The 26,981-nt window shown below is 64.4% G+C and carries 21 protein-coding genes; 15 read left to right on the top strand and 6 right to left on the bottom strand.

From position 1 onward, the window contains the following. Positions 1–184: 184 nt before the first annotated feature. The 4 genes from HAHE_RS08800 to HAHE_RS08785 all read left to right on the top strand — a co-directional run bounded on the left by HAHE_RS08800 (position 185) and on the right by HAHE_RS08785 (position 10,628). Complete coding sequence (locus HAHE_RS08800) at positions 185–3,880, top strand: HYR domain-containing protein (protein WP_338690276.1); 3,696 nt, start codon at positions 185–187, stop codon at positions 3,878–3,880. Between the two features lie 433 nt (positions 3,881–4,313). Continuing rightward, positions 4,314–8,741 carry an immunoglobulin-like domain-containing protein gene (locus HAHE_RS08795; RefSeq protein WP_338690275.1) on the top strand — a complete coding sequence of 1,476 codons (4,428 nt, stop codon included), beginning with the start codon at positions 4,314–4,316 and terminating at the stop codon, positions 8,739–8,741. A 137-nt stretch (positions 8,742–8,878) separates the two neighbouring features. After that, on the top strand, positions 8,879–9,823 hold the full coding sequence (locus tag HAHE_RS08790; protein WP_338690274.1) for a hypothetical protein: 945 nt from the start codon (positions 8,879–8,881) through the stop codon (positions 9,821–9,823). Next, the gene (locus HAHE_RS08785) at positions 9,804–10,628 is read left to right on the top strand and encodes a hypothetical protein (protein WP_338690273.1); all 825 of its coding nucleotides are present in this window, start codon (positions 9,804–9,806) and stop codon (positions 10,626–10,628) included. Before HAHE_RS08790 ends, HAHE_RS08785 begins: the two co-directional genes overlap by 20 nt. Positions 10,629–10,860: 232 nt before the next feature. Here HAHE_RS08785 and queA read toward each other — a convergent pair whose 3' ends face one another. Genes queA through HAHE_RS08770 form a run of 3 tightly spaced genes read right to left on the bottom strand, consistent with a single transcriptional unit; the run spans position 10,861 to position 14,738 of the window. Further along, positions 10,861–11,892, bottom strand: a complete 1,032-nt coding sequence (gene queA, locus HAHE_RS08780) for a tRNA preQ1(34) S-adenosylmethionine ribosyltransferase-isomerase QueA (RefSeq protein WP_343218207.1) — start codon at positions 11,890–11,892, stop codon at positions 10,861–10,863. Positions 11,893–11,936: 44 nt separating this feature from the next. Beyond that, positions 11,937–12,638 (bottom strand): methyltransferase domain-containing protein, encoded by a 702-nt coding sequence (locus tag HAHE_RS08775; RefSeq protein ID WP_338690271.1) that lies wholly within the window; start codon positions 12,636–12,638, stop codon positions 11,937–11,939. Positions 12,639–12,680: 42 nt separating this feature from the next. Next, positions 12,681–14,738, bottom strand: a complete 2,058-nt coding sequence (locus HAHE_RS08770; RefSeq protein ID WP_338690269.1) for a glycosyltransferase — start codon at positions 14,736–14,738, stop codon at positions 12,681–12,683. A gap of 131 nt (positions 14,739–14,869) precedes the next feature. On the opposite strand from HAHE_RS08770, the gene HAHE_RS08765 reads away from it, so the two are divergent. The 4 genes from HAHE_RS08765 to HAHE_RS08750 are packed head-to-tail and all read left to right on the top strand — an operon-like array spanning position 14,870 to position 17,723. Further along, positions 14,870–16,096, top strand: coding sequence for a Glu/Leu/Phe/Val dehydrogenase (locus HAHE_RS08765; RefSeq protein WP_343218206.1), 1,227 nt, complete (start codon positions 14,870–14,872; stop codon positions 16,094–16,096). Then, complete coding sequence (locus HAHE_RS08760) at positions 16,093–17,064, top strand: 2-enoyl thioester reductase domain-containing protein (RefSeq protein WP_338690265.1); 972 nt, start codon at positions 16,093–16,095, stop codon at positions 17,062–17,064. Before HAHE_RS08765 ends, HAHE_RS08760 begins: the two co-directional genes overlap by 4 nt. 3 nt (positions 17,065–17,067) lie before the next feature. Next, a complete protein-coding gene (locus HAHE_RS08755) occupies positions 17,068–17,352 on the top strand; it encodes a hypothetical protein (protein WP_338690263.1) in 285 nt (94 codons plus the stop codon). Then, complete coding sequence (locus tag HAHE_RS08750; RefSeq protein ID WP_338690261.1) at positions 17,349–17,723, top strand: hypothetical protein; 375 nt, start codon at positions 17,349–17,351, stop codon at positions 17,721–17,723. Before HAHE_RS08755 ends, HAHE_RS08750 begins: the two co-directional genes overlap by 4 nt. 161 nt (positions 17,724–17,884) lie before the next feature. Here the strand turns inward: HAHE_RS08750 and HAHE_RS08745 are convergent, their stop codons facing one another. Beyond that, entirely contained in the window at positions 17,885–18,385 is a 501-nt protein-coding gene (locus HAHE_RS08745) for a PH domain-containing protein (protein WP_338690259.1), read from the bottom strand. Between the two features lie 124 nt (positions 18,386–18,509). Here HAHE_RS08745 and HAHE_RS08740 point away from each other — a divergent pair, with 124 nt between their 5' ends. Beyond that, entirely contained in the window at positions 18,510–19,055 is a 546-nt protein-coding gene (locus HAHE_RS08740) for a shikimate kinase (protein ID WP_338690257.1), read from the top strand. Positions 19,056–19,058: 3 nt separating this feature from the next. Here the strand turns inward: HAHE_RS08740 and HAHE_RS08735 are convergent, their stop codons facing one another. Further along, complete coding sequence (locus tag HAHE_RS08735) at positions 19,059–19,967, bottom strand: endonuclease/exonuclease/phosphatase family protein (protein WP_338690255.1); 909 nt, start codon at positions 19,965–19,967, stop codon at positions 19,059–19,061. 126 nt (positions 19,968–20,093) lie between these two features. On the opposite strand from HAHE_RS08735, the gene queG reads away from it, so the two are divergent. Continuing rightward, positions 20,094–21,107: a tRNA epoxyqueuosine(34) reductase QueG gene (gene queG, locus HAHE_RS08730; RefSeq protein WP_338690253.1), complete on the top strand. Its 1,014-nt coding sequence runs from the start codon at positions 20,094–20,096 to the stop codon at positions 21,105–21,107. A gap of 147 nt (positions 21,108–21,254) precedes the next feature. Here queG and HAHE_RS08725 read toward each other — a convergent pair whose 3' ends face one another. Beyond that, positions 21,255–22,130 carry a LysR family transcriptional regulator gene (locus tag HAHE_RS08725; protein ID WP_338690251.1) on the bottom strand — a complete coding sequence of 292 codons (876 nt, stop codon included), beginning with the start codon at positions 22,128–22,130 and terminating at the stop codon, positions 21,255–21,257. 82 nt (positions 22,131–22,212) lie between these two features. Here HAHE_RS08725 and HAHE_RS08720 point away from each other — a divergent pair, with 82 nt between their 5' ends. The 5 genes from HAHE_RS08720 (at position 22,213) to HAHE_RS08700 (ending at position 26,771) form a co-directional block, all read left to right on the top strand. Further along, positions 22,213–23,157, top strand: coding sequence for a sterol desaturase family protein (locus HAHE_RS08720; protein WP_338690250.1), 945 nt, complete (start codon positions 22,213–22,215; stop codon positions 23,155–23,157). Positions 23,158–23,161: 4 nt separating this feature from the next. Continuing rightward, positions 23,162–23,620: a hypothetical protein gene (locus HAHE_RS08715; protein WP_338690249.1), complete on the top strand. Its 459-nt coding sequence runs from the start codon at positions 23,162–23,164 to the stop codon at positions 23,618–23,620. Continuing rightward, entirely contained in the window at positions 23,617–24,795 is a 1,179-nt protein-coding gene (locus tag HAHE_RS08710) for a DCC1-like thiol-disulfide oxidoreductase family protein (RefSeq protein WP_338690248.1), read from the top strand. Before HAHE_RS08715 ends, HAHE_RS08710 begins: the two co-directional genes overlap by 4 nt. 87 nt (positions 24,796–24,882) lie before the next feature. Then, positions 24,883–25,956 (top strand): permease, encoded by a 1,074-nt coding sequence (locus HAHE_RS08705; RefSeq protein ID WP_338690247.1) that lies wholly within the window; start codon positions 24,883–24,885, stop codon positions 25,954–25,956. Beyond that, the gene (locus HAHE_RS08700; protein ID WP_338690246.1) at positions 25,953–26,771 is read left to right on the top strand and encodes a DUF1980 domain-containing protein; all 819 of its coding nucleotides are present in this window, start codon (positions 25,953–25,955) and stop codon (positions 26,769–26,771) included. Before HAHE_RS08705 ends, HAHE_RS08700 begins: the two co-directional genes overlap by 4 nt. Positions 26,772–26,981 lie beyond the last annotated feature (210 nt).

Below are 26,981 nucleotides of genomic sequence, written 5' to 3'. Positions count from 1 at the left end.
ATCCCCCTGATTCCCCCCTGCGCCGGTCCCTTCCGACCGACGCTGTAGGCGTCCCTTGTTCCGACGCGATCTCCACCCCGGGCCTGCGCCCGGTTCCCATGCGGGTCTTCCCCTGAGAACTGCATTTCCGATTCCCATTCTGATTCCCATTCCCACCTCCAACTCCTCCAAAGCCATGTTTCCCATGCGATTCGCACGAATCCTGGTCGCCGCCGCAGCGCTCCTGCTGCCCGCGACCGCCCTCGCCCAACTGCAGGTCTCGGTGATGCCGAGCTACTCGCAGAACACTTCCTACGCCAACGCGGAAATCAACCAGCCGATCCAGGTCTGGGGCCGAGCTTGGGGCGGTACTCCTCCCTACACTTACTCCCTCAGCTTCGGCGACGGCACCCCCGATGCCGGAGGCGCCGTGGGCAATCCGGATGACATCGGTGCTGCCCACAGCTACACCACCGCCGGCCTGAAGACCTTCACGCTGACGGTGACGGATGCTGCCAGTGCTTCGGTCAGCCGCTCGGGCACGATCCGGGTGTTCGGGAGCCCAACCAAGGACCAGTTGGTGAACATGGCGATCGAGAAGGGGCTGCGTTTCCTTTACCTGAACCAGCATCCGGCCGGTCCCGACCAGTGCCTATGGCAGGGATCCAACAACAACAGCACCAGGAATGAGTACACGGTGGGGTCAACGGGTGCGGCAGTCCTCGCCTTCGAGGAAAATGGACACCTCCCGGGAAATGACCCGGTGCAGGACATCTACGCTCCGACCGTTGACTGCGGACTCAATTGGCTCACGAATTTCGCGACGACCTATCCCATCTCGGTGCAGACCGCGGGGGATCCCGACAGCAACGGAAACGGAGTCGGGGTCTACTTCTGGGCCGGCGGTCACGAGACCTATTCGAACTGTCTCGCCGGACTGGCGCTGATCGCATCGGAAACCTCGGCGGCGGATGCCCAGGCGCGTACGATCCCCGCCGGTCCGCTGGCTGGAACCAGCTACTACGATGCCATCCAGGACTTCCTGGATCTCCTCGCATTCTCCCAAACGGATGGCGGTACTTCAGGAGGATGGGTGTATAGCATCCGGACTTCGAACTCGGGAGGGAACGACGGCTCGGCAATGCAATGGCCGGCTCTGGTTTCCCGTGCCGCCGAGGACCTCTGGGGTTTGTCGACGCCCGCGTGGGTGAAGGAACGCAACGCCGGAGCGTACCGTACACTTCAGAACGCCAGCGGCGGAGTCGGCTACAGGTCCAACGTTCAATGGCTGAATGCCGTGAAGACCGGAGGGGCGCTGGTGGCACTCCAGGTCGCGGGCTACGACACCTCGGACCCGGACGTGCAACAGGGTATCAACTACATCGGAAGTGTCTGGGCCAATGACAGCGGCAGCGGAACGTTCTTCAACAATGGTGGAACCTTCGGCCAGTGGTACGGAATGTATGGCGTCAAGAAGGGCCTTCAGTTGCAGGGGGTCTCTACGCTCAATACGAGTGCGGGACCTCGCGACTGGCAGTCGGACTACGACTGTTGGCTACTCGGTGACGCGTCGGGTCTCGATCCTTCCGCTTCCCCCAGCCGGCGGAACACCAACTCCATGTTCGGACAGCTCGCCAACGGTTCTTGGTTGAGCACCACACAATGGCCGGGCACTTCGGTAAGCGATGCGGAGATCGCCACGGCCCACGGCGTGCTGATTCTTACCCGCAGCGTGACGGTGGCCCTCCCGGTGGCGGTGATCGCCGACTGCGGCGAAGTCAGCACCAAGCCGGGCCAGCGCGCTTTCCAGATGGACGGCACCGGCTCGTTCCACTCGGATCCGGATCTCTCGATCCAGGAGTACCGCTGGGACTTCGACGCCAGTGACGGGGTCGACTTCGACAATCCCGACGCCGTCGGCGCAATCGTCACCAACCCCGGCTACTCGGTGGTTGGCAACTACACGATCTCGCTGCAGGTGCGCGACAACTCCGATCCCCAGCGCGTCGGCCAGACCAGTGAAGTCTGCGCAGCGGTCGATACTGATATCGCTCCCATCGCTGTGGCCATTCCCGCGGGCCGCCCGTCCTACAACTGCAGGGTCGGTGAAGAGATCACCCTTGATGGCTCCGAGTCCTTTGATCCCGACGGTGATGAAATCACCCTCTTCGAGTGGGACCTCGATGGCGATGGCCAGTTCGATGACGCCACGGGTCAGACCCCTACCTTCTCATGCGATACCGAAGGGGCGGTTGCGGTGCGCCTGCGGGTGACGGCCCTCGGCAAGACGGGCGTCAGCCAGGAGGTTATCCTGGTGGCCTCGCCGAACGATCTGGCGGTGGCCAGCCTGAGCGCCAGCGACATCGATCCCGGCGTCTCCGCGGACGTGACGGTCGGGATTTCCAATGACCCGGCATCTGGCAACGGCTTCACCGATGTGCTCGTGCGCTTCTACAACGGCAATCCGTTGACCGGTGGTGCGCAGCTCGGGGGGAACTACCTCGTCGACATCCCGGCTGGTGCCACGGTTTCGCTGACGGCCGACGACCTCCCGCTCGGCGGCACCGAACTGGTGTGGGTATACATCGATGCCAACCTGCAGGTACCGGAGTACGAAGAGGACAACAACATCGACGCGGTTAACGTGACCAATCAGCCGCCGATCGCGGTAGCCCAGGATCTGATCGTGCCAGCAAACGCGAATTGCGAGGGAATTGCCTCCGCCTCGGACTTCGATGGCGGCTCATCGGATCCGGATGGTGACCCGCTGACCTTGAGTATCGCTCCGGCCGGCCCGTATCCGCTCGGAGTGACTCCGGTTACCCTGACGGTCACCGATCCGCTCGGTGAATCGGATACCGACACCGCGACGATCACGGTTGTTGATGCCACGCCGCCGGTGCTGACGCTGAATGGAGCTGCCGACGTCACCCTTGAATGCGGAGTCGACAGCTACACGGAACTTGGAGCGGGAGTGACGGACAACTGTGATGCGGGAGTGTCGGTGGTCATCGGCGGCGACGCCGTGGCGGATACCCCGGGTGTCTACGTGGTCACCTACGATGCGACCGACGCTTCGGGGAACGCGGCGACCCAGCTGGTCCGGACCGTGACGGTGGTGGACACCACTCCACCGGTGATCACCTGCCCGGGCGACATGGAGGTTCCGACCCTGGGCCCGCTGGGCGTGGTGGTGAACTTCAGCGTCACCGCGACGGACGCCTGCGATCCGGCACCGGTGATCGTGTGCACGCCCGCGTCGGGGACGGTCTTCCCGGTGGGCGAAACCTTGGTGACTTGTACGGCGATCGATGCGGCCGGGCTGGAGGACACCTGCACGTTCACCGTCAAGGTGCTCTCGGCCGAGGAGCTGCTGTGCGCGCTGATCGAGTGCGTCGAGCAGATGGACATCCACCACGGCATCAAGAACGCCCTGCTCGCCAAGCTGCGGAACTCGAAGAGCAGCCTGCGTCGCGGTCGTATGAACGCGGCGATCAACCAGTTGGAGGCCTTCATGAGCCACGTTGAGAGCCAGCGGGGGAAGAAGCTGACCGACGAGCAGGCCGACCACCTGTTGGCGAAGGCGGCGGTGGTGCATGCGGCGATGACGGGTGTCCCCTACGGAGACCCGTATCTTGCGACGATCGATCTGCCGCCCGGATTCCAGATGTATCTGGGTGCGGGCGTGGTCCAGGGCAAACTGATGATCTACCCCGAACAGGTCGAAGGTTTGGGCGGCAGCAGCACGCTTCTGCAGCTGGTCTGGAACGGCCTGGGCGTTCTGGAAAGTGCGGAGGATCCCTCGGGTCCATGGGAAGAGGTGGAAATCGCCGACCCGCCGTACTGGCACGCGGTGACGCCTGAGGAGCCGGTGAAGTTCTTCCGGGTCAACCAGCCGTAGCTGGCGGGAGCCGACCCGGACCGGAGAGTGGGAATCAACCGGTGCGCGGACACGATCCGCGCATCGGTAGGCCCACCGCGACCTGCTGCGGCTCCGAGGCAGTCCACCGAGGGCCGGGAACTGTTGGGGCCCTCACAACCGGAAAACCACCCCCTCGCTACCAGCATCGGTTTCGTCCACCCCCTCCCGGTTGAAATACGCTTAGATGCGTATTTTCGCGTAGGCCCTCGCTGTGAATGATTCACGATCGTGGTCCCCCCACTGAATCCCCTCGGCCTCCGTCTTCCCGGAGGCACCTCGAAGGAACTCTTCGGAGTCCCGCGCGGTGTGCGCACTTTGAGCGTACGACCGCACTCTGCGCGGCTGGCGTCCCGCCATTTGACGCTGCGTTCCCATTCCTAACCCCACCCCAACCTCCCAAGTCATGTCCCCCATGCGATTCGCACGAACCCTGGTCGCCGCGGCAGCCTTCCTGCTACCCGCGACAGCCCTCGCCCAACTGCAGGTCTCGGTGATGCCGAGCTACTCGCAGAATACCTCCTACGGCAATGCCGGTCTCAACCAGCCGATCCAGGTCTGGGGCCGAGCCTGGGGAGGAACCGCTCCCTACACCTACTCGCTGAACTTCGGGGACGGAACCCCGGATGCCGGAGGCGCCGTGGGCAACCCGGACGACATCGGTACAACCCACACCTACACCACCGCCGGGGTGAAGACCTTCACGCTGACGGTGACCGACGCCGCAAGCACGGTGGTCAGCCGTTCGGGCACGATCCGGGTCTTTTCCACCCCGACGCAGGACCAGCGGGTGAACATGGCGATCGAGAAGGCGTTGAGGTACTTGTATCTGAACCAGAATCAGGTCGCCGCCGATCAAAGCGTTTGGCACGCTTACCCGGCTGGAAGCAGCAACCGGAGCGAGTTCACGGTCGGATCGACAGGTGCCACCGTTCTGGCCTTCGAGGAGAACGGCCACCTTCCGGGCAACGACCCGGTCGGAGACATCTACGCGCCGACCACTCAGCGGGGCTTGAACTGGCTGACCGTCGCCGCAGGCGATGTTTCAATCTCCCCCCAGCCTTTCGGAGATCCGGACACCAACGGCAACGGTGTCGGCACCTATCTTTATGCCGGAGGCCACGAGTCATATGCGAACAGCTTCGCGGCTCTTGCCTTGATCGCTTCGGAGCAGTCGGCCGCCGCCGCCCAAGCACGCACCATCCCCTCCGGGCCGCTTGCCGGAAAGTCCTACTACGAAACAGTTCAGGACATCATCGATCTCTTCAACTACTCGCAGTCGGACGGTGCCGGCAGTGGAGGTTGGCTCTACAATATCAGGACTTCGAACTCCGGTGGCCTTGACGGTTCCGCGATGCAATGGCCGGCGCTTGTCTCAAGGGCGGCGGAGGATCTTTGGGGCATCACGACGCCGTCCTGGGTGACGGACCGCAACGCCGCAGGCTTCAAAGCCTTGCAGAACGCCAACGGTGGCATCGGCTACCGGGCGAACAATTCGTGGCTCAACTCCGGCAAAACGGGAGGTGCGCTGGTGGCCTGGCAAGTGGCGGGCCTCACACCGGGCAACGATCCCGATGTGGCGAGAGGTTTGGATTTCATCGAGGCCAGCTTCCATGTGAATTCGACCGGCAGCAGCGATGCGGCATCTACCGGAACCTTCGGCCAGTGGTACGGGATGTACGGGCTTAAGAAAGGCCTTCAACTCCAGGAGGTCAGCACCCTTCAAACTCCGACGGGTCCGCGTGACTGGCAGGCCGACTACGACTCCTGGCTGCTTGGGGAAGCGGCGGGTATCGCCCCCACCACCGCCACAGGCTATCGCAACACCAACAGCATGTTCGGCCAGCGCCCGGATGGCTCTTGGGCGAGCACCAATCAGTGGCCTGGAACCTACATCACGGACCCGGACATCGCCACCGCCCACGGGGTGCTGATTCTCACCCGCAGCGTGACCGTGGCCCTCCCGGTGGCGGTGATCGCCGAGGTGGATGAAGTCAGCACCAAGCCCGGCCAACGTTCCTTCCAGATGGACGGCACCGGCTCTTTCCACTCGGATCCGGCGCTTTCGATCTCCGAATACCGCTGGGACTTCGACGCCAGTGACGGGGTCGACTTCGACAACCCGGACGCGGTCGGCGCGATCGTCACCAACCCGGGCTACTCGGTCGTCGGCAACTACACCGTCTCGCTGCAGGTCCGCGATAATTCGGATCCCCAGCGCGTCGGCCAGACGACCGAGCTGGTAGTGGCTGTCGATACCGACGTCGCTCCCACCGCGATTGGCATTCCGGCCGGACAAATCTCGTACAACGCCAAGCCCGGCGACACCGTCACTTTCGACGGCACCGAGTCCTTCGACCCGGACGGCGATCCGATCACGCTCTACGAGTGGGACCTTGATGGCGACGGTCAGTTCGACGACGCGACCGGCGCGACGCCTGAGATCGTCGCCGGGCCTCCCGCGTCGGTTTCGATCCGTTTGCGTGTCACCGCCCTTGGCAAAACCGGTATCAGTCCGGAAGTACCCTTCGTGGTTTCGCTGAATGACCTCTCGGTCGGCAGCCTGACCGCCAGTGACATCGATCCCGGTGTTTCCGCCGACATCACGGTAGTCATCGACAACGACCCCGGGTCGGGAAATGCGTTCAGCAATGTCCTTGTACGCTTCTATGACGGCAACCCTCTTGCGGGTGGAGCCCAGCTCGGCGGTAATTTCAACGTCGACCTTCCTGCAGGTGCATCGGTTCCGCTGACCGCGGATGACCTGCCGCTTGGAGGAGCGGAGTTCGTGTGGGTCTACATCGACGCCAACGGCCAGGTTCCGGAGTGTGACGAGGGCAACAACATCGCGTCGGTCAATGCCACCAACCAGCCGCCGGTCGCGGTGGCCCAGAGCATCACGGTTCCCGCCAACGCCAACTGCGAGGGTGTTGCAACGGCAGCCGACTTCGATGGCGGATCCTCGGATCCGGACGGCGACCCGATCACTCTCAGCGTCACGCCCGCAGGTCCCTATCCGCTCGGAGTCACCCCGGTCACGCTTACCGTCACCGATCCGCTTGGCGAGACCGATACCGACACCGCCACGATCACCGTGGTCGATACGACTCCGCCGGTGATCCTTTTGGTCGGTGACGATCCCCAAACGATCGAGTGCGGTGCCGCATACGAGGAACTCGGTGCGACGGCGGCGGACCACTGCGACGGCGACGTGACGGCATCGATCGTGATCGACACCAACGCGGTGGATACCTCGGCTCTGGGTTCCTACCTGGTCGCCTACGATGTGTCTGACGCTGCCGGCAACTCGGCGGTCACGGTATTCCGCACGATCAACGTCGTCGACAGCACCCCCCCGGTGCTGACCTTGAACGGACCGCCCACGATGACCCTCGAATGCGGGGTCGACATCTATTCGGAGCTCGGTGCGACCGCGGCGGACGAATGTGATCCGGACGTGGGAGTGATCATTGGCGGCGACACGGTGAATGTGCACACGCCGGGGATCTATGTCGTGACCTACGATGCCACCGACGCTTCGGGCAACGCGGCGGCGCCACTGACCCGGGTGGTGACGGTCGCGGACTCGACGCCGCCGGTGATCGTGCTCAACGGCGACAGTCCGCAACGGGTCGAATGCGGTGCGGCTTACGTCGAAGCGGGAGCGACCGCGGCGGACATTTGCGATGGCGATCTAACTCCGGCGATCGTGATCGACAGCAGCTGGGTCGACACTGGGGTATTGGGTTCGTATCTGGTGACCTACGATGTGACCGATGCCGCCGGCAATGTGGCGGTCACGGTGTTCCGGACTGTGATTGTTGAGGACACCACGCCGCCTGTGTTGACGCTGAACGGAGCTGCTGACGTCACCCTCGAATGCGGGGTCGACAGCTACACGGAACTCGGAGCGGGAGTGACGGACAACTGTGATGCGGGAGTGTCGGTGGTCATCGGAGGCGACGCGGTGGCGGACAGCCCGGGTGTCTACGTGGTCACTTACGATGCGACCGATGCTTCGGGAAATGCCGCGACCCAGTTGGTCAGGACCGTGACGGTGGTGGACACCACTCCACCGGTGATCACCTGCCCGGGCGACATGGAGGTCCCGACCCTGGGCCCGCTGGGCGTGGTGGTGAACTTCAGCGTCACCGCGACGGACGCCTGCGATCCGGCACCGGTGGTCGTGTGCACGCCCGCGTCGGGGACGGTCTTCCCGGTGGGCGAAACCTTGGTGACCTGTACGGCGATCGATGCGGCCGGGCTGGAGGACACCTGCACGTTCACCGTCAAGGTGCTCTCGGCCGAGGAGCTGCTGTGCGCGCTGATCGAGTGCGTCGAGCAGATGGACATCCACCACGGCATCAAGAACGCCCTGCTCGCCAAGCTGCGGAACTCGAAGAGCAGCCTGCGGCGCGGGCGGATGAACGCTGCGATCAACCAGTTGGAGGCCTTCATGAGCCACGTTGAGAGCCAGCGGGGGAAGAAGCTGACCGACGAGCAGGCCGACCACCTGTTGGCGAAGGCGGCGGTGGTGCATGCGGCGATGACGGGCGTCCCTTACGGAGATCCGTATCTTGCGACGATCGATCTGCCGCCCGGATTCCAGATGTATCTGGGTGCGGGCGTGGTCCAGGGCAAACTGATGATCTACCCCGAACAGGTCGAAGGTTTGGGCGGCAGCAGCACGCTTCTGCAGCTGGTCTGGAACGGCCTGGGCGTTCTGGAAAGTGCGGAGGATCCCTCGGGTCCATGGGAAGAGGTGGAAATCGCCGACCCGCCGTACTGGCACGCCGTGACGCCCGAGGAGCCGGTGAAGTTCTTCCGGGTCAACCAGCCGTAGCCGGCGGGAGCCGACCCGTGCCGGAGAGTGGGAATGACCGGTGCGCGGACACGATCCGCGCATCGGTTTCCCGGCCCTCTGTCTCCTGATGAGATTGGACTGGCGCCCGGTGGGAGAGATGGAATAAGCACCTCGTAGTGAATCGAGCCCGATCCAGCGTTTTGGGAGCCTTGCTGATGGGATCATCGGCGGTTCCTGCGTTCGGACTCGAGGGGATCCTTCGTCCCGATTTCGAGATCATCCCGAGGTCTCCCTTCGAGACTCTTTCAGCGGAATTCCCCGACTCCTCCCTCTCCGATCCGCCGGTTGCCTTCAGCATCACCGTCAATTATTCAGGCGATGCGGCTTTCGAGTCGGCCTTTGAGGATGCCGCGGCGATCTGGGAAAGCATCATTCCGTACTACGTCGATGGCAACCAGGGTGCTGCCCAGTTCAGCGGCGTCGTCATCAACGCCTCGGTGGTGAGCATCGATGGCTCGGGTGGCATTCTCGGATCCGCGGGACCTTCGACAGGTGGTTACGACGACTCGGGATACCTCCTGGCAACGACCGGCACGATGCAATTCGATGCCGATGACTTCAGCAGCCCGACCGGTTCATTCGAAGCGGTTGTGCTTCACGAAATGGCCCACGTGCTCGGGATCGGGACACTCTGGTCCTTCAATGGACTCTATGATGCATCCGATCCGTCGGTCATCGATCCGAATAACGGGCAGACCGTAGGTCAGTACAACGGTGCGTTCGGACTGCTGGGATGGCAGGCTGAATTCGATTCCGATGCGACCTACGTCCCGGTGGAAAAGGGCGGCGGATCGGGAACCGCCAACGGCCACTGGAACGAGGGCGACGGAGGTGCCCCGACCGGCTACACTTCTTCGATCACCGGGCAGGACTCACGATTTGAACTCATGACCGGATGGCTCAATGGCGGAAGCTACATCGGTGAGGTGACCAAGGGCAGCCTTCGCGACCTGGGTTACGAGGTCACGGTTGTGCCTGAACCCACCGTCTGGCTCACGGGAAGCCTGCTGGGCATGGGCCTGCTGCTGCGCCGTCGTCGCCATGGTTTCCGAGCCCGCTAGTCCGGAGCCGGAATCCGGATACGGGAGTCCCCGAAAAGCGGACGTCACGACCATTCTCATCGCCTGCGCCATCGGCCTTGCCGCTATCCTCGGGGTCTGGATGCTGATTCTCGGAGGAATCCTTATCGATCCCGAACCGGCTCCGGAGCCGGGGGCTTCGTCCTCCGAGTCTGTTGCCGGACGTCCGGACGATCCCGACCAGTGCAGGAGGTTGGCGATAGAGGTCTGGACGCGCTACGTCGAGGCGACGGACATGGAGGATAAGGCACGGGAAGTGAAGGACCCGGACCGTGTACTGCCCCTGATGCAAGACTACTACGAACGCCGTAGCCATCCATTTCTCAGCATGGCGGACGTGTCAGCCGGTGAAATCGCCGCAAGTGCCGTGCGGGAGGCGTTGATCTTCGTGGTCGAGCCATTCTCCGGACCGGAATACGCCGTCGCGCTCGAGTGGATCGACGGGCGCTACCGGATCGATTGGGAATCACTCGTCGCCTACGGCACTGCCGATTGGTACGAGTTGACCGAAGGCAAGACTGGAGACATCGAACGAATGCGCGTTTTCCTCAGCCCCCTCAAGGAACGCTGGCAGAACCCGGCGATGGCTCCCGGAGCGGTCGGCTATCTCATGGAGCACCGGGACTATCCTGACCCGGTGGTCGCGGTCTCCCTGGCCCCCGAGTCGGAACGGGTCGATCCCCGGGTCACGGGACCCCGCACGCCGCTGCGGGTGGCGGTGCGGTGGGACGCCGAGCTTGAGGCGTTCCGGATCATCGGGATCCCGGAAGTGGGTTGGAGCGACTGATCGGTGACCGGGTCTGACCGTCCTTCACGCCGCGGCGCACCGAGGACGGTCCGCCCTACCTTTGGCAGAGGACCGCGCGGCTCCGACCGCGCCCCGGAACCCGGGCAGATAGGGTCGACCGCCCCCGGTCGACCGCATCGGTTCTTCCGGCCCCCACCGTCTTTCACGCTACGGCGGACCGAGGGCGGTCCGCCCTACCCATTGGATCCGCGAACGAGGAGGACCCACCCGTTCAAACCACCAGCATGCAGTCGCCGTAGCTGTAGAACCGGTAGCGCTCACGAACCGCTTCGCGATAGGCGGCCAGAACCTTTTCCCGCCCTGCCAGAGCGCTTACCAGCATGATCAGTGTGCTCTCGGGCAGGTGGAAATTCGTCAGCAGCACGTCCACCACCCGAAACCGGTAAGGCGGATAGATGAAGATGTCGGTTTCGCCCCGATGCTCCGTTTCCTCCAACCGCAAAGGTAGGGACGAGCACCCTTGCTCGTCCGCGGGCATCCCCCCGGGTTGCTCCGTTTCCCTCCCCAGATGTTCCAGCACCCGCGTCACGGTCGTCCCGACCGCCACCACCCTCCCGGCGGCATTGATCCGCTTCGCCGACTGCTCTGTTAGAACGTAGCGCTCGGAGTGCATCTCGTGTTCCTCGGGCGTCTCGACACTCACCGGCCGGAAGGTGCCGACGCCGACGTGGAGCGTCAGGAACGCGTGATCGATGTCGGCAAGCATCTCTGGAGTGAAGTGGAGGCCGGCGGTCGGAGCGGCGATCGCTCCTTCCTCCCTGGCGAACACCGTCTGGTAGCGGTCGCGGTCGGATGCCTCGTCATCTCGACCCATGTAGTGGGGAAGCGCGAGGTGGCCGTGTTCGTCCAGACTGACTTCCCGGTCCCAGCGAACAAGCCGGTCACCGTTTTCGAATACTTCTACGACGGTCCCCGTAGCTCCGCCGACCGTTACCGTCCGGCCCTCGCGCATCTTCTTGCCCGGCTTCACCAGACACCGCCACTCGGTGTTCGAGGGCCGGTCGAGGCAGAGCAACTCGATCTTGCCGTCGTCAGAAAAGACCCGGGCCGGAATGACCTTGGTGTCGTTGAGCATCAGCAGATCGTCCGGCCGGAGATAGTCCGGAAGATCGCGGAACATCCGGTGCTCGATCTCGCCGGTGTCCCGGTGCAGCACCAGCATCCGCGAGGCGGCACGCTCCTCGAGCGGCCTGGAGGCGATCAGCTCCTCCGGCAGGTCGTAGTGAAAGTCGCTGGTTCTCAGGCCCACACGCGGCGTTTAGCCGGTCGCCCGGCTGACTTCAAGGGTCAGGGCGCCGCGGGTTTCGAGAAGCGGAGGAAGTAGTTCTCCTCCAGCCCCGGGACCTCGACCTTCTCCTCGAACTTCAGTCCGGCGGTCTCGATCTCCTTGCGGAAGACCTCCTCGCCCGCCCTGACGTGACCGAGCACCCAGTCGGTCGACTCGCCCTCAATCCGCTTGAAATCGACCACCACGAAGGTGCCGCCCGGCTTGAGGGCGCGGAGCAGCGAGGCGAGCGTAGACATCGGATACTCGAAGTGGTGGTAGGTGTCGCAGGCGAAGGCCACATCGATCGAGTTCGGCGGCAGCGAGACCGAATCCTCCGGGCAGAGGATCGCCGAGATGTTGGCGTGGCCCTCCTGTTTCGCCCGCGCCTGGATGTGGTGCAGAAACGCTCCGTTGATGTCGACCGCATAGACCCAGCCGTCTTTGCCCACAGCGTCCGCGAACATCCGGGTGTAGAGTCCGGTGCCGGCTCCGATATCCGCGACACGCATGCCCGGCTTGATCTTGCAGGCGGCGAGCACCGCATCGCGGGCGTGGAAAACTTCTCGGCTCTCGACTTCGAACCGCTTCAGCCAATCGTCGACCTTGAGCTCCGGATCGAGGAACTTCTCGTTGATTCCCGGGCGGACGCTTTCCTCTTTCGGAGCTTGGGCCGCGACCGGGATAACGAGCGAAAATGCCAGCAGGAGTACGTTCCAATTCATGCAAACAGCATGCGCATGCCGGGCGCGCGTGCCAGCCGGATTTCAGGCTCCGATGCTGTCGAAGTCGGGAAGCCGCGACCCATCGCCCCAAACCCGGATCCTCAGGCGGCTCGCCCCGTCATCGAAGTGTTCGCACGCAACCAGTACCCGGGTGCCATCCTTCTGCACGTCCCAGCCGTCGGTCGGCCCTCCGGCCTCCCAGCCGAGGTCCAGCAGCTTCCGGAGCACGGATTCTCGTCCGCCCGACACATAGATGGCGAGCTCCGCGTCGGGGGTTTCGGTGAGCGTCCCTTGGGGCGGTAGCGGTCCGCGAAATCTCCCGATCCGCGCTTGGGAACGGAGCCGGGGCGCGATCCACGTCAGCAGCTTGAGCAGCAGCCGGCACGCCGGACGGTCGAAGCGCCCGAAAAGCGGCCGCAGGGGTTGCATCCGGGTGATCACCCCTTGGTAGCCCGCCATTCCCATCGAACCATGGTAGATCACGGCCTCGCCTTCGACCCGCACCGGGCCTCCGCCGTAGATGACGCCCTTCCAGATCGCGTCTCCCGAAGGTGAGAAACGGCGGGGATGCTTGCGCATCAGCAGCGCCTCAGCCTTGCCGTAGCCGATCTGCTGCCGGAGGTAGCCGCTGGCGCAGGGACGCCGGTGGTGCCAGACGAATCCGTTGGGAGCGAAACCGATCCGCATGCCGGCGTCGCGCAATCGCCAGCAAAAGTCGACATCGTCACCTGCGGTCCGGAATGCCGGATCGAACCCGCCGATCGCGAAGTACGTCGTGCGTCGTACCGCGAGATTGCATCCAGGCACGTGCTCGGCCTCAAGGTCATCGAGCATCACGTGGCTGGCGGCCCCGGGGGCGGAGGCAATCACCGCCTCGAACGCGTTCGACGGCGGAGGCGGCAGGTTGGGACCGCCCACCGCGTCCCAGCCGGACTCGAAGCAATGTCCGAGTTCGATCAACCAGTCGGGGTCGACCTCGCAGTCGTCGTCGGTGAATGCGACGATCTCGCGGCTGGCGGCGGCGGCACCGGCATTGCGGGCCGCGCTGAGGCCGCCGGCTTCGAGGCGCACCAGCCGGACTTCCGGGAATCTCGTTTCGACGAGCTCGCCGGTTCCATCGGTAGAGCCGTCGTCGACCACGATCACCTCCGGCTCGGGCCCGTTCAGCATCCTCAGCGACTCGAGACAGCGGCCGATCCGTTCACGACCGTCCCTGCAGCAAACGATCACGCTGAATGCCGACGTTTCCGGGACGGGTTCCGGGTCGGCCGCGAATGCCTCGGTCACCGCTCCCAGCGCCGGCTTCGCCTCACCTTGGCGGTCGATCAGTCCGAATGACCAATCCTTCACCTCGGCGCCGGCATTCCACCAGCGGTCGCTCCACGCGTAGGCCGCAACACCGGCAGTCCCGAGTTCGCGGCACGCCCGGATGCCCCAGCCCAGCGCCTCGGCCTGCCGTTCCTCTCCATTCCTCATCGAATCGAGGCCGAACTCCGACACCATCAGCGGTCGGTCGCCCGCCACGTGATGAAGTCGCCGCAGGTAAGCCCGGAAATCCGGCTCCCGTTCGAGGTAGACATTCATCGCGGTGAAATCCGCGTTGCCCGGTTCGAGATACTCGGTGCTCGGGTAGTTCGCGTAAGCCCAGAGCAGATGCGGCCAGCGTTCTTTGCCGGAGTGAATCAGCGCCTCAAGCGCCTCACGGACCCGCTCGGCGCCCATCCACCGGACCAGATCGGCCGGAACCTCATTGGCTACGAACACACCCGCCAGCGCGGGATGGTGACCATTCTCGATGCAGGCGTCCTCCATCGCACGCAGCCCCGGTGCGATGCCGCCATTTCCTAGGAAGTCGCAGGCATGAGGCCACTCGAGACCTTGAAACACCCGGAGCCCGCAGCTTTTCGCCGCATCGAGCAATCGCCGGGGCGCGTGCTGGTAGAGCCGGATTGCATCAGCCCCGGTGGCCGCGATCCGCTTGAAATCGCCCTCAAAGTCCTCCGGCCAACCGCCGGGGAGCGGACCATAGGTGATCAGCTGCAGGAAGACCCGCTCGTCGCCGAGCCGGAAAAACCTGCCGTCCACCATGAGTCGCTCCATCGGGGCGAGGATAGGGTCCGCATTGGGGCGTCCGCCAGCCCTTAGCCCTCCAGCTTTCTCTGGCGCCGACCCGTTGGCGCGGTTATCCAAGGACCGTGAGATCCGAACTTCTGCAAAACCCGGTTTTCGCCATGGCGGCGGAACAGTTCGATCAGGTTGCCGACTTCCTCGAGCTTAATGACGAGCTCCGCGAGCGCTGCAAGTGGCCGAAACGCCTGATCACCGTCACCATCCCCGTGCGACACGACGACGGATCGACCCAGGTCTACTTCGGCCACCGGGTGCAGCACCACCTGACCCGCGGGCCGGTGAAGGGCGGCCTGCGCTTCCATCCGGACGTCGAGCTCGGCGAAGTCGCGGCGCTGGCGATGTGGATGAACTGGAAGTGCGCGCTGATGGACCTGCCGTTCGGCGGCGGCAAGGGCGGCGTCAATTGCGACCCGCGCCACCTTTCCCTCGGCGAGCAGGAGCGGATCACCCGTCGCTACACGATGGAAATGATCCCGTTCATTGGCGAGGAGATCGATGTCATGGCGCCCGACATGGGAACCAACGAGCAGACGATGGCATGGATGCTCGACACCTACTCGACCCACGCCGGCCATCTCGTTCCCGGCATCGTCACCGGCAAGCCGATCAACCTCCAAGGCTCCGCCGGCCGCACGCGCGCCACCGGCCACGGCGTCGCCTTCCTCGCCTCGCGGGCGCTCAACAAGCTCGGCGTCGCATTGCGCTCGGCATCGGCGGTCGTCCAGGGATTCGGAAACGTCGGTCTCCACACCGCCCTGACGCTCGCGTCATATGGCGTCGATGTCCGGGGCATCTCGGACGTCACCGGAGCGCTGTGGAGCGAAAAGGGCATCGACGTGCAGAAGCTTTCCGACCATGTCGCCAAGACCGGCGGGGTGGTCGGCTTCGACGGTGCGGACGCCATCGATCCTGCGGAGATGCTCTGCCAGCCGTGCGACGTGCTCGCGCCGGCGGCGTGCGGCATGGTGATTACCGGAGCGAACGCGCCAAGGCTCCAGTGCAAGGTGCTGGTCGAGGGCGCCAACGGTCCGACGACCCCCGAGGCGGATGCGGTTTTCGAGAAACGCGGCGACATCTTCGTCGTGCCCGACGTCCTCGCCAATGCGGGCGGCGTCACGGTGTCCTACTTCGAGTGGGTGCAGAACCTGCAGCGCTACCGGTGGACCGAGCGCGAGGTGCTGACCCGCCTCGAAACCATTCTTGAGGGCGCGTTCAACCGGGTCCTGCAGTTCGCGGAACGCCACGGGCTCGCCCATCGCACGGCGGCCCAGGCGCTGGCCATCCAGACCGTCGCCGAAGTCAAAAGCCAGCGCGGCATGTTCCCATGAAGATCCTCCGTTTCTCAACCTTCGGCCAAGCCGCCGATGTTCTCTCACTCGAAGACCACGAGCCCGCCTCACTCAACGACGGCGACGTGCGGCTGCGCGTGCTGGCCTCGCCGATCAATCCCGCCGACCTGAATTTCATCGAGGGCACGTACGGCGTGAAACCCGAACTGCCGGCGGTAGCGGGAATCGAAGGCTGCGCCGAGGTGACCGAAAGCCGCTCGGCGGAGTTCGCCCCCGGCGACCGTTGCATCTTCATCGCCCAGGCCGAACTCTGGGCCGAGGAAACGGTCGTGCCGGCCTCGACTCTCGTGAAGCTTCCCGCGGGCATCGATCCGGTGCAGGCCGCCATGCTGAAGGTGAACCCGGCGACCGCATGGCAAATGCTGACCGGCTTCGCCACCTTGCCGGAAGGCTCGTGGGTGGTGCAGAACGCCGCCAACTCGGGCGTGGGCCAATCGGTCATCCAGCTCGCCCCGCTGCTCGGGCTTCGTACGATCAATCTCGTACGTCGCGAGTCGCTCTTCGACGAACTGAAGGCGCTCGGCGCCGACCACGTGCTGCTCGATGATTCCGATGGTGTCGATGCCGCCAAGTCGATCTGCGGTTCCGACCGTCCGGCTCTCGCGCTGAATGCCGTCGGAGGGGACAGCGCGCTGCGCCTGATGAACATCCTCGGCCCCGGCGGCATCCATGTCACCTATGGCGCGATGGGGCGCAAGCCGCTCAAGGTTCCGAACGGCCTGCTCATATTCAAGAACCTCCAGCTCCGCGGCTTCTGGCTGACCGAGTGGCTTCGTCACGCGTCGGTCGACGAGGTGCGCGGCGTTTACCAACGCCTTGCCGAGGTGATGGCCGACGGGAAGCTGAAGCTACCGGTCGACTCGACCCATCCGCTTGCCGACTTCGCCGCGGCTTTCGCACGCAACGGATCGCCTGAGCGTGACGGCAAGGTACTGTTTGTCCCGTAAGACATGGAGCTCAAGTTCACTCCCTTGCGGGTCGCCATGTTCGTCGTGTTCATGGTCGGCTTCGGGCTGGCGGGCGGCTACGTCTTTCCTCCGGATCTGCCCTACCGCTCCACCCGCGCCCTGGCGCTTGCGATCCTTCTCTTCACCCTGAGTGCCGTCTCGGCAACCGTCGTCGACCACTGGGTCGGCAATCTCGATCGGAGCAACCTCCGCTGGTTCTACATCATCGCCGGTGTCTGCGGGATGGCGATCGCGGTGGTGATCCGCTTCAATGTGATACCACGATGAACGAACGACCGATCGGCGCCGCACGGCTCGAAGCCAAGGAACTGGTCGAGGATCTGGCGCTGAAGGGCGCGACCAACTCGACGATCAAGAAGGCGCTCGACCAGAAGGACCTCGACGGGTTGCTCGACGAGGTGGAGGTCGAGATGCTGGCGGAAAAGGCGCGTGCGGCCTTGGCGATGCTTCCCCCGCCGCGCCCGAAAAACCGCATCCGCCTGCTGGGCATCATCGCGATCTTGCTGGGCGTCGGCGCGATCTGGGTGGGAGGCGGATCAGGTCGCGGCCGCTACTCTCCGGGCAAGTATGGCATCTGGGCGATCGTGCTCGGCAGCATCCTCGTCCTCAAACCGAGTGCCGGAAGCGAGGAGCTGTAGGCTTCAGCCCACTTTCCCAAACAATACTGACGCCGCTTGATTCACCGCCAAGTCGCCAAGAACGCCAAGGAACGCGCTATTCTCCATCTTTGCGTCCTTGGCGCCTTGGCGGTTCCAGCAGTGGGAAGTTGACCAAGTCGGCTCATTCCCTGGAAACTGGATCAGATATCGAGGCCGTCACCTTCCATGTCGTCGCCATCCTCGAAGTCGACCTCGCGCACCCGCTTGCGGTCGCGCCAGTGTTCGACCTGCTTGCGCAATGTCTCGCGCAGGTTCACACCGTCGGCAATCGCCTCGAGATCGACCTTCGGATGCGAGCGGTCGGAGGTGTCGAGGTGCAAGGTCGACAAGCCGAACATGCGGAACCAGAACGGCCGGTCCATGGTGGTGTCCTTGACCCGGTAGAGCTCGAGTTCGTCAATCGTCTGGTTGAGCACGCCGTCGTAGAGACGGAGCCGCTCGTTGGTCAGCTCGTAGACCCGGCAGCGCACCTTGAGGTAGTTCCACAGCATCCACAGCAGCGGCAAAGGGATCGCGAACCAGACCGGCGGGAAGAATGCTCCCCCGACACCGATGCCCGCCAGCAGCAGCACACCGACGAGGTGCTTGCCGAGGTTCAGAATTTGGGACGGGCTGCCTTTCCAGAGAATGTCCTCGCTCATGGCCCGATACTCGTGCCGCCCGCGCGGGGCCGCCAGTGTAGAAATGGGGCACGCTTGGAACGCGGTGGCCGGGTAATTGGTCTCCTTCCTTCCCGCCGGACCCGCTCCGGGTTAGCGTCGGTCCATGAGCTCGGAAATTCCGAAAAACATCATCCTCGTCGGCTTCATGGGCTGCGGGAAGTCGACCATCGGCCGACGGCTCGGCCAGATGCTCGGCTATCCGTTTGTCGATACTGACGATCTGATCGAGTCGAAGGCCGGTATGCCGATCACCGAGATCTTCGAGAGGCGCGGCGAGGAAATGTTCCGCCAGCTCGAAGCGGCTGTGCTCCAGGAGCTCGGATCGAAGGATGCTGGGCGCGCGATCATCGCCACCGGCGGAGGGATCATCGGCCGACGCCGCAACCGACGCCTGCTCAAGGAGCTGGGCTTCGTCGTCTGGCTGCAGGTTTCGCCCGATACGATCATCGCCCGCACCAAACGCAATCGGGACCGGCCGCTGCTGGCCACCGACAACCCGCGCGAAAGGATCGACCGTCTGCTCGCCGAGCGCGAGCCGCTGTATCGGGAGGTCGCGGATCTCGAGCTCGATACTTCCGAGCTTGATGCCGAGGAAATCGCGTGCGGCATCCTCGAGAGCGCCCGTTACCACTTCACCGGCGGCGCCTGAAGGTCAGCGGGTCTCCACCAGCACCGGATAGTGGTCCGAAGGCAGGCGGATCTCGAAGTCGCCGAATTTCACCTCCTTCGGGAAATTGCCCGACGTCTGATCGGCAGCCTCACTTGATTTCGCGACCCGGTAGGTATCGGTCAGGATGCCGAAGCGCGCGATGGCCGCGCCTTCCGGAGCGAAGACATGGTCGATCCTGCTGGACGTCATCGATGCCGCGTCGAATCGGTTGGCGGTGCCATTCGGAGCGAATCGGAATTCCGAGGTGCGGAAGGTGTCGGCCAGCCGTGGAGAGTCCTCGAGGAGCCGGTAGGTCGTGCTGTTCTGATCCGCATTGAAGTCGCCGAGGACGAAGGCCGGGGCATTTCCGGCGATCTCATCGACCTTTGCCAGCAGCAGCTTCGCACTTTCCTGCCGCGCCTGTTCGCCGCGGTGGTCGAAGTGGACGCTGAAGACGTAGAACGGATCGCCACCCGACTTCGGCTTGAATTGGGCCCAGCCGCAAATCCGTCGCAGCCCCGCGTCCCAGCCTTTGCTTGGCTTGTCGGGAGTTTCGGAGAGCCAGAAGCAGCCATCGGCCGCCAGCTCGTAGAGGTCCTTCTTGAAGAAGATGGCGATCTGTTCGCCTTGCTCCGCACCGTTGTCCCGGCCGTGGGTAGAGCAGAGGTGGTCGGGGAGCAGCTTGCGGAGGTCGTCGACCTGATGGCGGAAGCCCTCCTGGGTGCCGACGATGTCGAAGTCGTGGAAACGGATGATGCCGGCCACGACCGGTGCCCTTTGCTCCCACGCGTTGCCCGACTTGCGGTCTCCGGGATTGTCGTAGCGGATGTTGTAGGTGCCGATCCGGTCCGCGTTTGCTCCGCTCACCAAAGTCAGGAGTGTGGCCATCGCGGCATACCATCGATTGATCATGCCGCCGCTACAGGGCCGATCCGTCCCGCTTGTCAGGAGAGCCGGTCATGTTCGGACATGCCCGGGCTTCGGAAAGAACTCTTCCCTTGGCGGTCTTGGCGACTTGGCGGTTCAATGCCCTCCAGCATGACGCCCGCCGAATCGATCAAGTCCGCCGCCGCCGAGCTCGGCTTCGACGACTGCCGGATCGCGGCCGCGTCGAGGGCAAGCCATGCCGATGCCTTCGAGTCGTGGATTGATGACGGCTGCCATGGCGACATGGGCTGGATGGAACGCACGCCGCACCGGCGCTGCGACCCGCGCGAAGTGCTTCCCGGCTGCAGGTCGGTGGTCACCCTCGCCCTGAACTACTATCCCGGCCCCAACCCGGACACCGGCTGGAGGATCGCGCGCTACTCGTGGAACGACGACTACCACGACCTGATCGAGAAAAAGCTCAAGCAGCTCGACGCTGCGATGTCGGAACTCGGCGGCACCCAGCGCTACTACGTCGATACCGGCCCGGTGCTCGAGCGCGACTTCGCGACCGACGCCGGACTCGGATGGAACGGCAAGTCGACCGTGCAGATCCATCGCCACCTCGGCACCTGGTTCTTCCTCGCCGAACTTCTGACCACCCTTGACCTGCCGCCTGACCAACCCTTCGGCGATCATTGCGGCAAGTGCACCCGATGCATCGACGCCTGCCCGACCGATGCCATTACGGCGCCGCACCGCGTCGACGCCCGCCGTTGCATTTCCTACCTCACCATCGAGCACAAGGGCCCGATTCCGGAAGAGTTCCGTGCCGCAATCGGCGACCGGCTCTACGGCTGCGACGAGTGCCTTGAGGTCTGCCCGTGGAACCGCTTCGCCAGGCTTTCCCGTGAGGCGAGCTTCCATGCGCGGGAGGAGGTCTTTGCTCTGAAGGCACGCGACTTCCTGTCGCTGAACGACGAGGAGTTCCGTACTTTGTTTCGGAAGAGCCCGATCAAACGCATCAAGCGCCCGCGGTTCCTGAGGAACGTATGCGTTGTGCTCGGAAATACGGGCACCGAAGACGACCTGCCGGCATTGAGGCAGGCTGCGACAGATGCGGACCCGTTGATTGCGGAGCACGCCGAGTGGGCTCTGCGCAGGCTGTCGGAACGCGGAGTCTGAGAAACCACCGAGGCCCGGGAACTGCTCTTCCGCTGTCGGGTCCGGGGGCTCTTCGGTGAAGTCTGGGGAGAACTCGTCCGCATCGGCGGGCGCCCGGATCGCGAAGACGAGCAGCACGGCGCCTGAAAGACGCCGCTCCTTGTGGCATCACCGCCGGGCCCGCTCTTTGAGAGCACCCAGCACCTTCTCCGCCAGCGGGCCGAGTTTTCCACGCCACAGGCCGGCGATCTTCAGTTCGGGAAAGCCGTCGAGCGCCACCGCGGCGACACCCTTCGGCAGCTTTACGCCGGGCACCATCACGCTGAGGCCGGCTCCGAATCCGCGCGCGACGTAGGCTTCGACCAACTCCAGGGTGCTGACCTCGATCCGCGACGGCCAGTGGATGCCGGCGCGGCTCAGGCCCTTGGCAAACAGGCGCGACATGGACGTGTCGTCGGCCGGCCGGATCAAGGGCTTCGAAGCCGCGAGTTCCTCGAGGCCGAGACCGGCCCGCTTCCAAGCGACCGGCACCAGAAGTACGAGAGGCATCGTAATGAGAAGCTCGCTGTGCGTCCCCGACGGCGGCTTGTCCTCGAGCTCGGCGATCGCCAGATCGACTTCCTCGCGCTCGAGCCGTCCGTGGATCGTCCGCTGGTCGGCATCGAAGAGCGACAGTTCGAGCTCGGGGCAATCCTTGCGCACCGCCTCGAGGACCGACGGGAGGTGCTCGCGGATCACGGTGGCCGGCGCGGCGAGCCTCAGATGCTTCGACGCCTTGCCGGCGATCCTCTCCGCCACCACGCCGAGTCCACCGAAGAACGGAGCACTGAATTCGTACAGCTCCCGTCCGGCCGGTGTGAGCTGGAACGGCCGCCGCTGGAACAGGCGCACGCCGAGGTCCTTCTCAAGCTGGCTGATCTGGCCGCTCACCGCCGGCTGCTGGATGCCGTAGGGCATCGAGCGCACCGCCGCGGTGATGCCCCCGGCCTTGGCCACATGGTAGAACAACTCGAGGTGGTGGAGGTTCGGGAGGGGTTGGGGCATTGCGGCGTGTATCAGTTTTGTCGATGTTTTGGCAAATCCATTCGACTCACGCTCGATGTCGATTTCGGGGCATGGTGCCACGGTGATTCTCATTCTCGTCATTGTCGCGACCCTGATGGTCGCCATTGAGCGCCTCTGGCCGGGCCAGAAGCTGCCCACCGTCCGCTGGTGGTGGTTGCGGATCCTGTTCGTGAACGTCGCCCAGCTGGGCATCGTCATCGTCGCGGGTCTGAGCTGGGACCGCTGGCTTTCCTCGGTCTCGCTGCTCCGCCTCAGCGAGTGGATGAACCCATGGGCCGCCGCCGGGATCGCCTACTTCGTCTCAAGCTTCATCTACTACTTCTGGCACCGGCTGCGTCACGAGTCGGACTTCTTCTGGCGGCTCTGCCACCAACTTCACCATTCGCCGCGGCGGATCGAACTGCTCGCCAGCTTCTACAAGCACCCGGTGGAGATCCTGATCAACTCGGTCCTCTCGGCGCTGATCGTCTACACGCTGCTCGGCCTGTCGGTGCAGGCGGCCGCGATCTACACCGGCATCACCGCGATCGCCGAGTACTTCTACCACTGGAATGTCCGCACGCCGCGATGGGTTGGCTGGATCATCCAGCGGCCGGAGAGCCACCGGGTGCATCACCAGTACAAGCATCACAGCCAGAACTACGCCGATCTCCCCCTGTTCGACTGGTTGTTCGGAACCTTGAAGAACCCGTCGGCATCACCGAAGCGCTGCGGCTTCACCCCCCGGGGCGAGCAGCGTTTCGGTGAAATGCTGGCCTTCCGCGACATCCACAAGACCCCCCTGCCCCCGACCTGCTTCGGCTGCCGCAAACGCTGGGCCTGCTACGCCTCGGCCCAGGAGCAGGAGTCCGGCGGGATCTGCGGCGCATCGCAGCGAGAGGAAGGCCTTCCGAACGCGGGCCGAAAGCACAAGCAGCCTTGCACGGTCGGCGGCCGCGACGGCGCGCGGACTCCGGTCCGTATCATCCCGGAACCACCAAGCGGACTGAAGTCCGCGCACCATTGAACCCATGAAAACCCGCAACCGCATCGCCATCGTCCTGCTCGTGCTCGGCATGCTGCAGATGACCGGCTACCTCGTCGGCTCGAAAGTCATGCGCGGCCTCGGGCTCGCGACCGGCATCGCGCCGTTTCCCAAGGTCTTCTGCGAGGCCGACGGCTACGAGGCCTTCGCCGCAAGCTTCCGGCTCGAGGGACGGCAGGCTGACGGAACGGCATGGACCTGCGACCTCGACCCCGAGCGCTACGCCCGGCTCGAAGGGCCCTACAACCGTCGCAACGTCTACGGCGCCACGCTGGCCTTCGCGCCGCGTCTCCCCGAGGACCTGCGCGATCCGCTGCTGGCCGAGGCGCTCGATCCGTCATCCACTTTGCGACGCGAACTGGACATCCCGGCGGATGTGGCCGATTTGCGGGTAACGATCACGCCGCGCGACGGCGAAGCCGAGGGCCCCTGGACCTACCCATGAAAGCGATGTCCCCATGGCAGTTCACGATCTTCCGGATCCTTTTCGGAAGCTACCTCTGCGTGCACTTCCTGCACCTCGCGCCGTGGGCCGGCGAGTTGTTCGGAGCGGGCGGGCTGATCGGTGATCCGTCGATCAACCCGGCGCACGGCCTGTTCCCGAATCCCCTCGACCTGCCGATCCCCGACGGCTGGCTTACGGCGATTGTCGTACTTCTCGCGGGCTCCTCGCTGCTCTTCACCGCCGGTGTCTGGCGCAAGCCGGCGGCGCTGGTGCTGTGGTTCGGTTGGACCGCCCTCTTCCACCGCAACAACCTGATCTCGAACCCATCGGTGCCCTACATCGGCCTCCTGCTCGTGCTCTCGCTGCTGGTGCCCGGTGGCGAGCCGTGGAGCCGCGGACCCCGCAATGCCGACTGGGCGATGCCGAAGTGGGTTTTCCGCTGTGCGTGGATCCTGATGGCGGCCGGCTACACCTTTTCCGGCATCACCAAGCTCAGTTCGCCGAGCTGGACCGACGGCTCGGCCATGAGATTTCTGTTAGAGAACCCCTTGGCCCGTCCCGGCTGGATGCGCGACCTGATGCTTTCGCTGCCCGAAGGCCTGCTCAAGGTCATGACCTGGGGCACGCTCGCAGCCGAGCTGCTGTTCCTGCCGCTGGCGCTGTGGTCGCGGACCCGGCCGTGGATCTGGCTGACGCTGGTGCTGATGCATTTCGGCATCGTGGCGGTCGTCGACTTCGCCGATCTCAGTCTCGGGATGTTGATGATCCACCTCTTCACCTTCGACCCGGCCTGGCTGAAGCCGAAGGCGAAACGACCGCTGCTGGTGCGCTTCGACGGCGAGTGTCTGATGTGCTCGAACACCATCCGTTTCGTCGCCGATGAGGACCGCGAGAAGCTGGTCCGGTTCACCAAGCTCGAGACGGATGGCAACCGCGCGCCCGAGACCATGCTGGTCGAGACCGGCGAGCGCACGCTCGACCGCTCCGACGGCGTGCTGGCGATCCTCGACGCGCTCGGCGGCCATTGGCGGGCATTCGCCATCGCCGGCCGCCTTATCCCCCGCCCTCTCCGCAATGCGCTCTACAACTTCATCGCCCGGCACCGCTACCGTTGGTTCGGCAAAGGCGACGCCTGCGCCCTGCCGAGCGAAGCGTTGAGGGAGAGGCTGGAGTGACAAACAAGCGGCTCCGGAAACTTTCGCGTCCCTTCGCGTTTTTCGCTGTTCCCCTCCCCCCACTCCGACGTTGCATCCCCCGCTTCCGTGGCCATCCTTCCGGCCGTGTCCGGAGACGCCCGACAGGACTTCGCTTTCGCCTTCCTGAGCATCCTTTTCGAAGGGGCGCCGTTCATTCTGCTCGGAACGCTGATCAGCGGCTTCATCGATATCTACCTGCCGGCCAATACCATGGACCGGCTGCTGCCGAAGCGGACGCTTCCGGCGGTGCTGGTCGCCGGTCTGTTAGGCGGGATCCTGCCGGTCTGCGAGTGCGCGGTGGTTCCGGTGATCCGGCGGCTGGTGAAGAAGGGCCTGCCGGTGTCGTGCGCGCTGACCTACATGCTCGCCGCGCCGATCGTGAACCCGATCACGGCGCTCTCAACCTGGAAGGCCTTCAAGGGCCCGATGGTTTCGCTGGGCGAACTCGGCACCGCCAGTGCCAGCACGGTGATGACGGTCTCCCGGCTCGGGCTGGGATTCCTGGTGGCGGTCGGGGTCGGACTGCTGATCGCCCGCCTCCCGCTTCGCAAAATCCTGCGCCAGCGCCTGCTCGATTCCCTGTCGAAGGAGGAACCCGAAAGCGACAAGCACGACCATCACGATTGCGGTCACGATCATTCCCATGATCACGATCATCACGATGGTTGCTGCGGTCACGATCATCATCACGACGACCACTCCCATGACCACGAGCATGGCAGCCGGATGATCGCGGCGTTCCGTTCGGCGATGCGCGACTTCACCGACGTGGGTGTCTATTTCGTGGTCGGCGTGGCGATCACCGCGCTGTTCAACACCGGCATCGCGCCGGGCGCGAAGTGGCTCGACGGTCTCGCCGAAAATCCGTGGCAGGCACCGGCAGCGCTGATGGTGCTGGCCTTCGTGCTGAGCCTCTGCAGCACCTCGGACGCCTTCATCGCGGCGACCTTGGACAAGTTCACTTGGGGCGCGAAGCTGGCGTTCCTGACCTTCGGTCCGATGATGGACGTGAAGCTGATTTTCCTCTACCAGACGGTGCTCAAGCGCCGTTTCATCCTACTTCTCTGCCTCGGCCTGTTCCTCGCGATCGGCCTCGGCGCCATCGCCTGGCAGTTCGGCATCAACGCGCTCAACCCGTGAAGAACCGAGTCCTCAGCCGCGCCCTCCGGTCCATCGCCCTGATCAGTTGGGGCGGCGTGCTGGTTTACTTCTACACCAGCAACCGGTTGGTGAAGTACCTGGCGCCGGACTTCCGCCTGATCGCCTTCGCCGGTGGCCTCGGGCTGATCGTCATGGGGCTGTTCACCCTGCTGACCGCCCGCGAGGTGGCAAGTTGCGGTCACGATCACGGACCCGAGGACGAGCATGATCACGAGACGCTGGACGTACACCCACTGGCCGCATTTCTGATCATGGTCGTCCCGCTGTTCCTCGGAGTCGCGTGGACCAAGGACCAGTATTCGATTGCGGCGCTGTCGCGAAAGGGCCTCAACGATTCGCCGTCCGACGCCGGCTCGTTGTTTCTCTCCTCGGTCCTGCCGCCACTGACCAAGGAGATCATCGAGAAGCAGCACCCGCCCGATGAGAACGGCTACAGGAAGTTCCCGCTGATGGAGCTGTTCTTCAGCAGCGCCGATCCGGAAATGCGCGAGCTGGTCGAGGGCATGTCGGTCGTCACCGAGGGCCGTCTGGTCGCCGATGCCGATGGCAAACCTGGCGAATACCGGCTCTATCGGCTGTTCATCACCTGCTGCGCCGCCGACAGCCGCCCGATCCCGATCATCGCCCGATTCAAGCCCGAGGCCCTGCCGCAGGTGGAAAACAACACCTGGATGACCCTCTCGGGTACGATCACCTTTCCCGATGAAGGGGAAGGTCCCCAGCCGGTGCTCGTCGTCGATTTCGGCGAAGCCACCGAGGCTCCGTTTGAGGAGTCATTTATGCGGGGTTTTTAGGCATTTAGTGCCTCAAGATGCCAAAAAGGGCCGAATTGAGGAAGAGCTGTGCCCCCAAGGTGACACCGGCGTCACAGAAATTGTCACAATCGGGAGGTTGTTGTGACAGGACCGTCACATTACGGTTAGATCATGAAACTCACCGATTCCTTTGACGCCCTGCTCGTCTTCTTCGTTCTGGCGATCTGCATCGCGGCGATTGCGGGAGTC

Source organism: Haloferula helveola (assembly GCF_037076345.1).
In the GTDB taxonomy this organism is placed as follows: domain Bacteria; phylum Verrucomicrobiota; class Verrucomicrobiia; order Verrucomicrobiales; family Akkermansiaceae; genus Haloferula; species Haloferula helveola.
Note: the sequence above shows the minus strand (reverse complement) of the source record. Positions and strands in the feature narration are given on the sequence as shown.

Excerpts from the sequence above, each read along its gene's own strand:
- HAHE_RS08800 (WP_338690276.1), top strand. The coding sequence starts at position 185 with ATGCGATTCGCACGAATCCTGGTCGCCGCCGCAGCGCTCCTGCTGCCC.
- HAHE_RS08795 (WP_338690275.1), top strand. The coding sequence starts at position 4,314 with ATGCGATTCGCACGAACCCTGGTCGCCGCGGCAGCCTTCCTGCTACCC.
- HAHE_RS08785 (WP_338690273.1), top strand. The coding sequence starts at position 9,804 with ATGGTTTCCGAGCCCGCTAGTCCGGAGCCGGAATCCGGATACGGGAGT.
- HAHE_RS08775 (WP_338690271.1), bottom strand. The coding sequence starts at position 12,638 with ATGAATTGGAACGTACTCCTGCTGGCATTTTCGCTCGTTATCCCGGTC.
- HAHE_RS08770 (WP_338690269.1), bottom strand. The coding sequence starts at position 14,738 with ATGGAGCGACTCATGGTGGACGGCAGGTTTTTCCGGCTCGGCGACGAG.
- HAHE_RS08765 (WP_343218206.1), top strand. The coding sequence starts at position 14,870 with ATGGCGGCGGAACAGTTCGATCAGGTTGCCGACTTCCTCGAGCTTAAT.
- HAHE_RS08760 (WP_338690265.1), top strand. The coding sequence starts at position 16,093 with ATGAAGATCCTCCGTTTCTCAACCTTCGGCCAAGCCGCCGATGTTCTC.
- HAHE_RS08755 (WP_338690263.1), top strand. The coding sequence starts at position 17,068 with ATGGAGCTCAAGTTCACTCCCTTGCGGGTCGCCATGTTCGTCGTGTTC.
- HAHE_RS08750 (WP_338690261.1), top strand. The coding sequence starts at position 17,349 with ATGAACGAACGACCGATCGGCGCCGCACGGCTCGAAGCCAAGGAACTG.
- HAHE_RS08745 (WP_338690259.1), bottom strand. The coding sequence starts at position 18,385 with ATGAGCGAGGACATTCTCTGGAAAGGCAGCCCGTCCCAAATTCTGAAC.
- HAHE_RS08740 (WP_338690257.1), top strand. The coding sequence starts at position 18,510 with ATGAGCTCGGAAATTCCGAAAAACATCATCCTCGTCGGCTTCATGGGC.
- HAHE_RS08735 (WP_338690255.1), bottom strand. The coding sequence starts at position 19,967 with ATGATCAATCGATGGTATGCCGCGATGGCCACACTCCTGACTTTGGTG.
- queG (WP_338690253.1), top strand. The coding sequence starts at position 20,094 with ATGACGCCCGCCGAATCGATCAAGTCCGCCGCCGCCGAGCTCGGCTTC.
- HAHE_RS08725 (WP_338690251.1), bottom strand. The coding sequence starts at position 22,130 with ATGCCCCAACCCCTCCCGAACCTCCACCACCTCGAGTTGTTCTACCAT.
- HAHE_RS08715 (WP_338690249.1), top strand. The coding sequence starts at position 23,162 with ATGAAAACCCGCAACCGCATCGCCATCGTCCTGCTCGTGCTCGGCATG.
- HAHE_RS08710 (WP_338690248.1), top strand. The coding sequence starts at position 23,617 with ATGAAAGCGATGTCCCCATGGCAGTTCACGATCTTCCGGATCCTTTTC.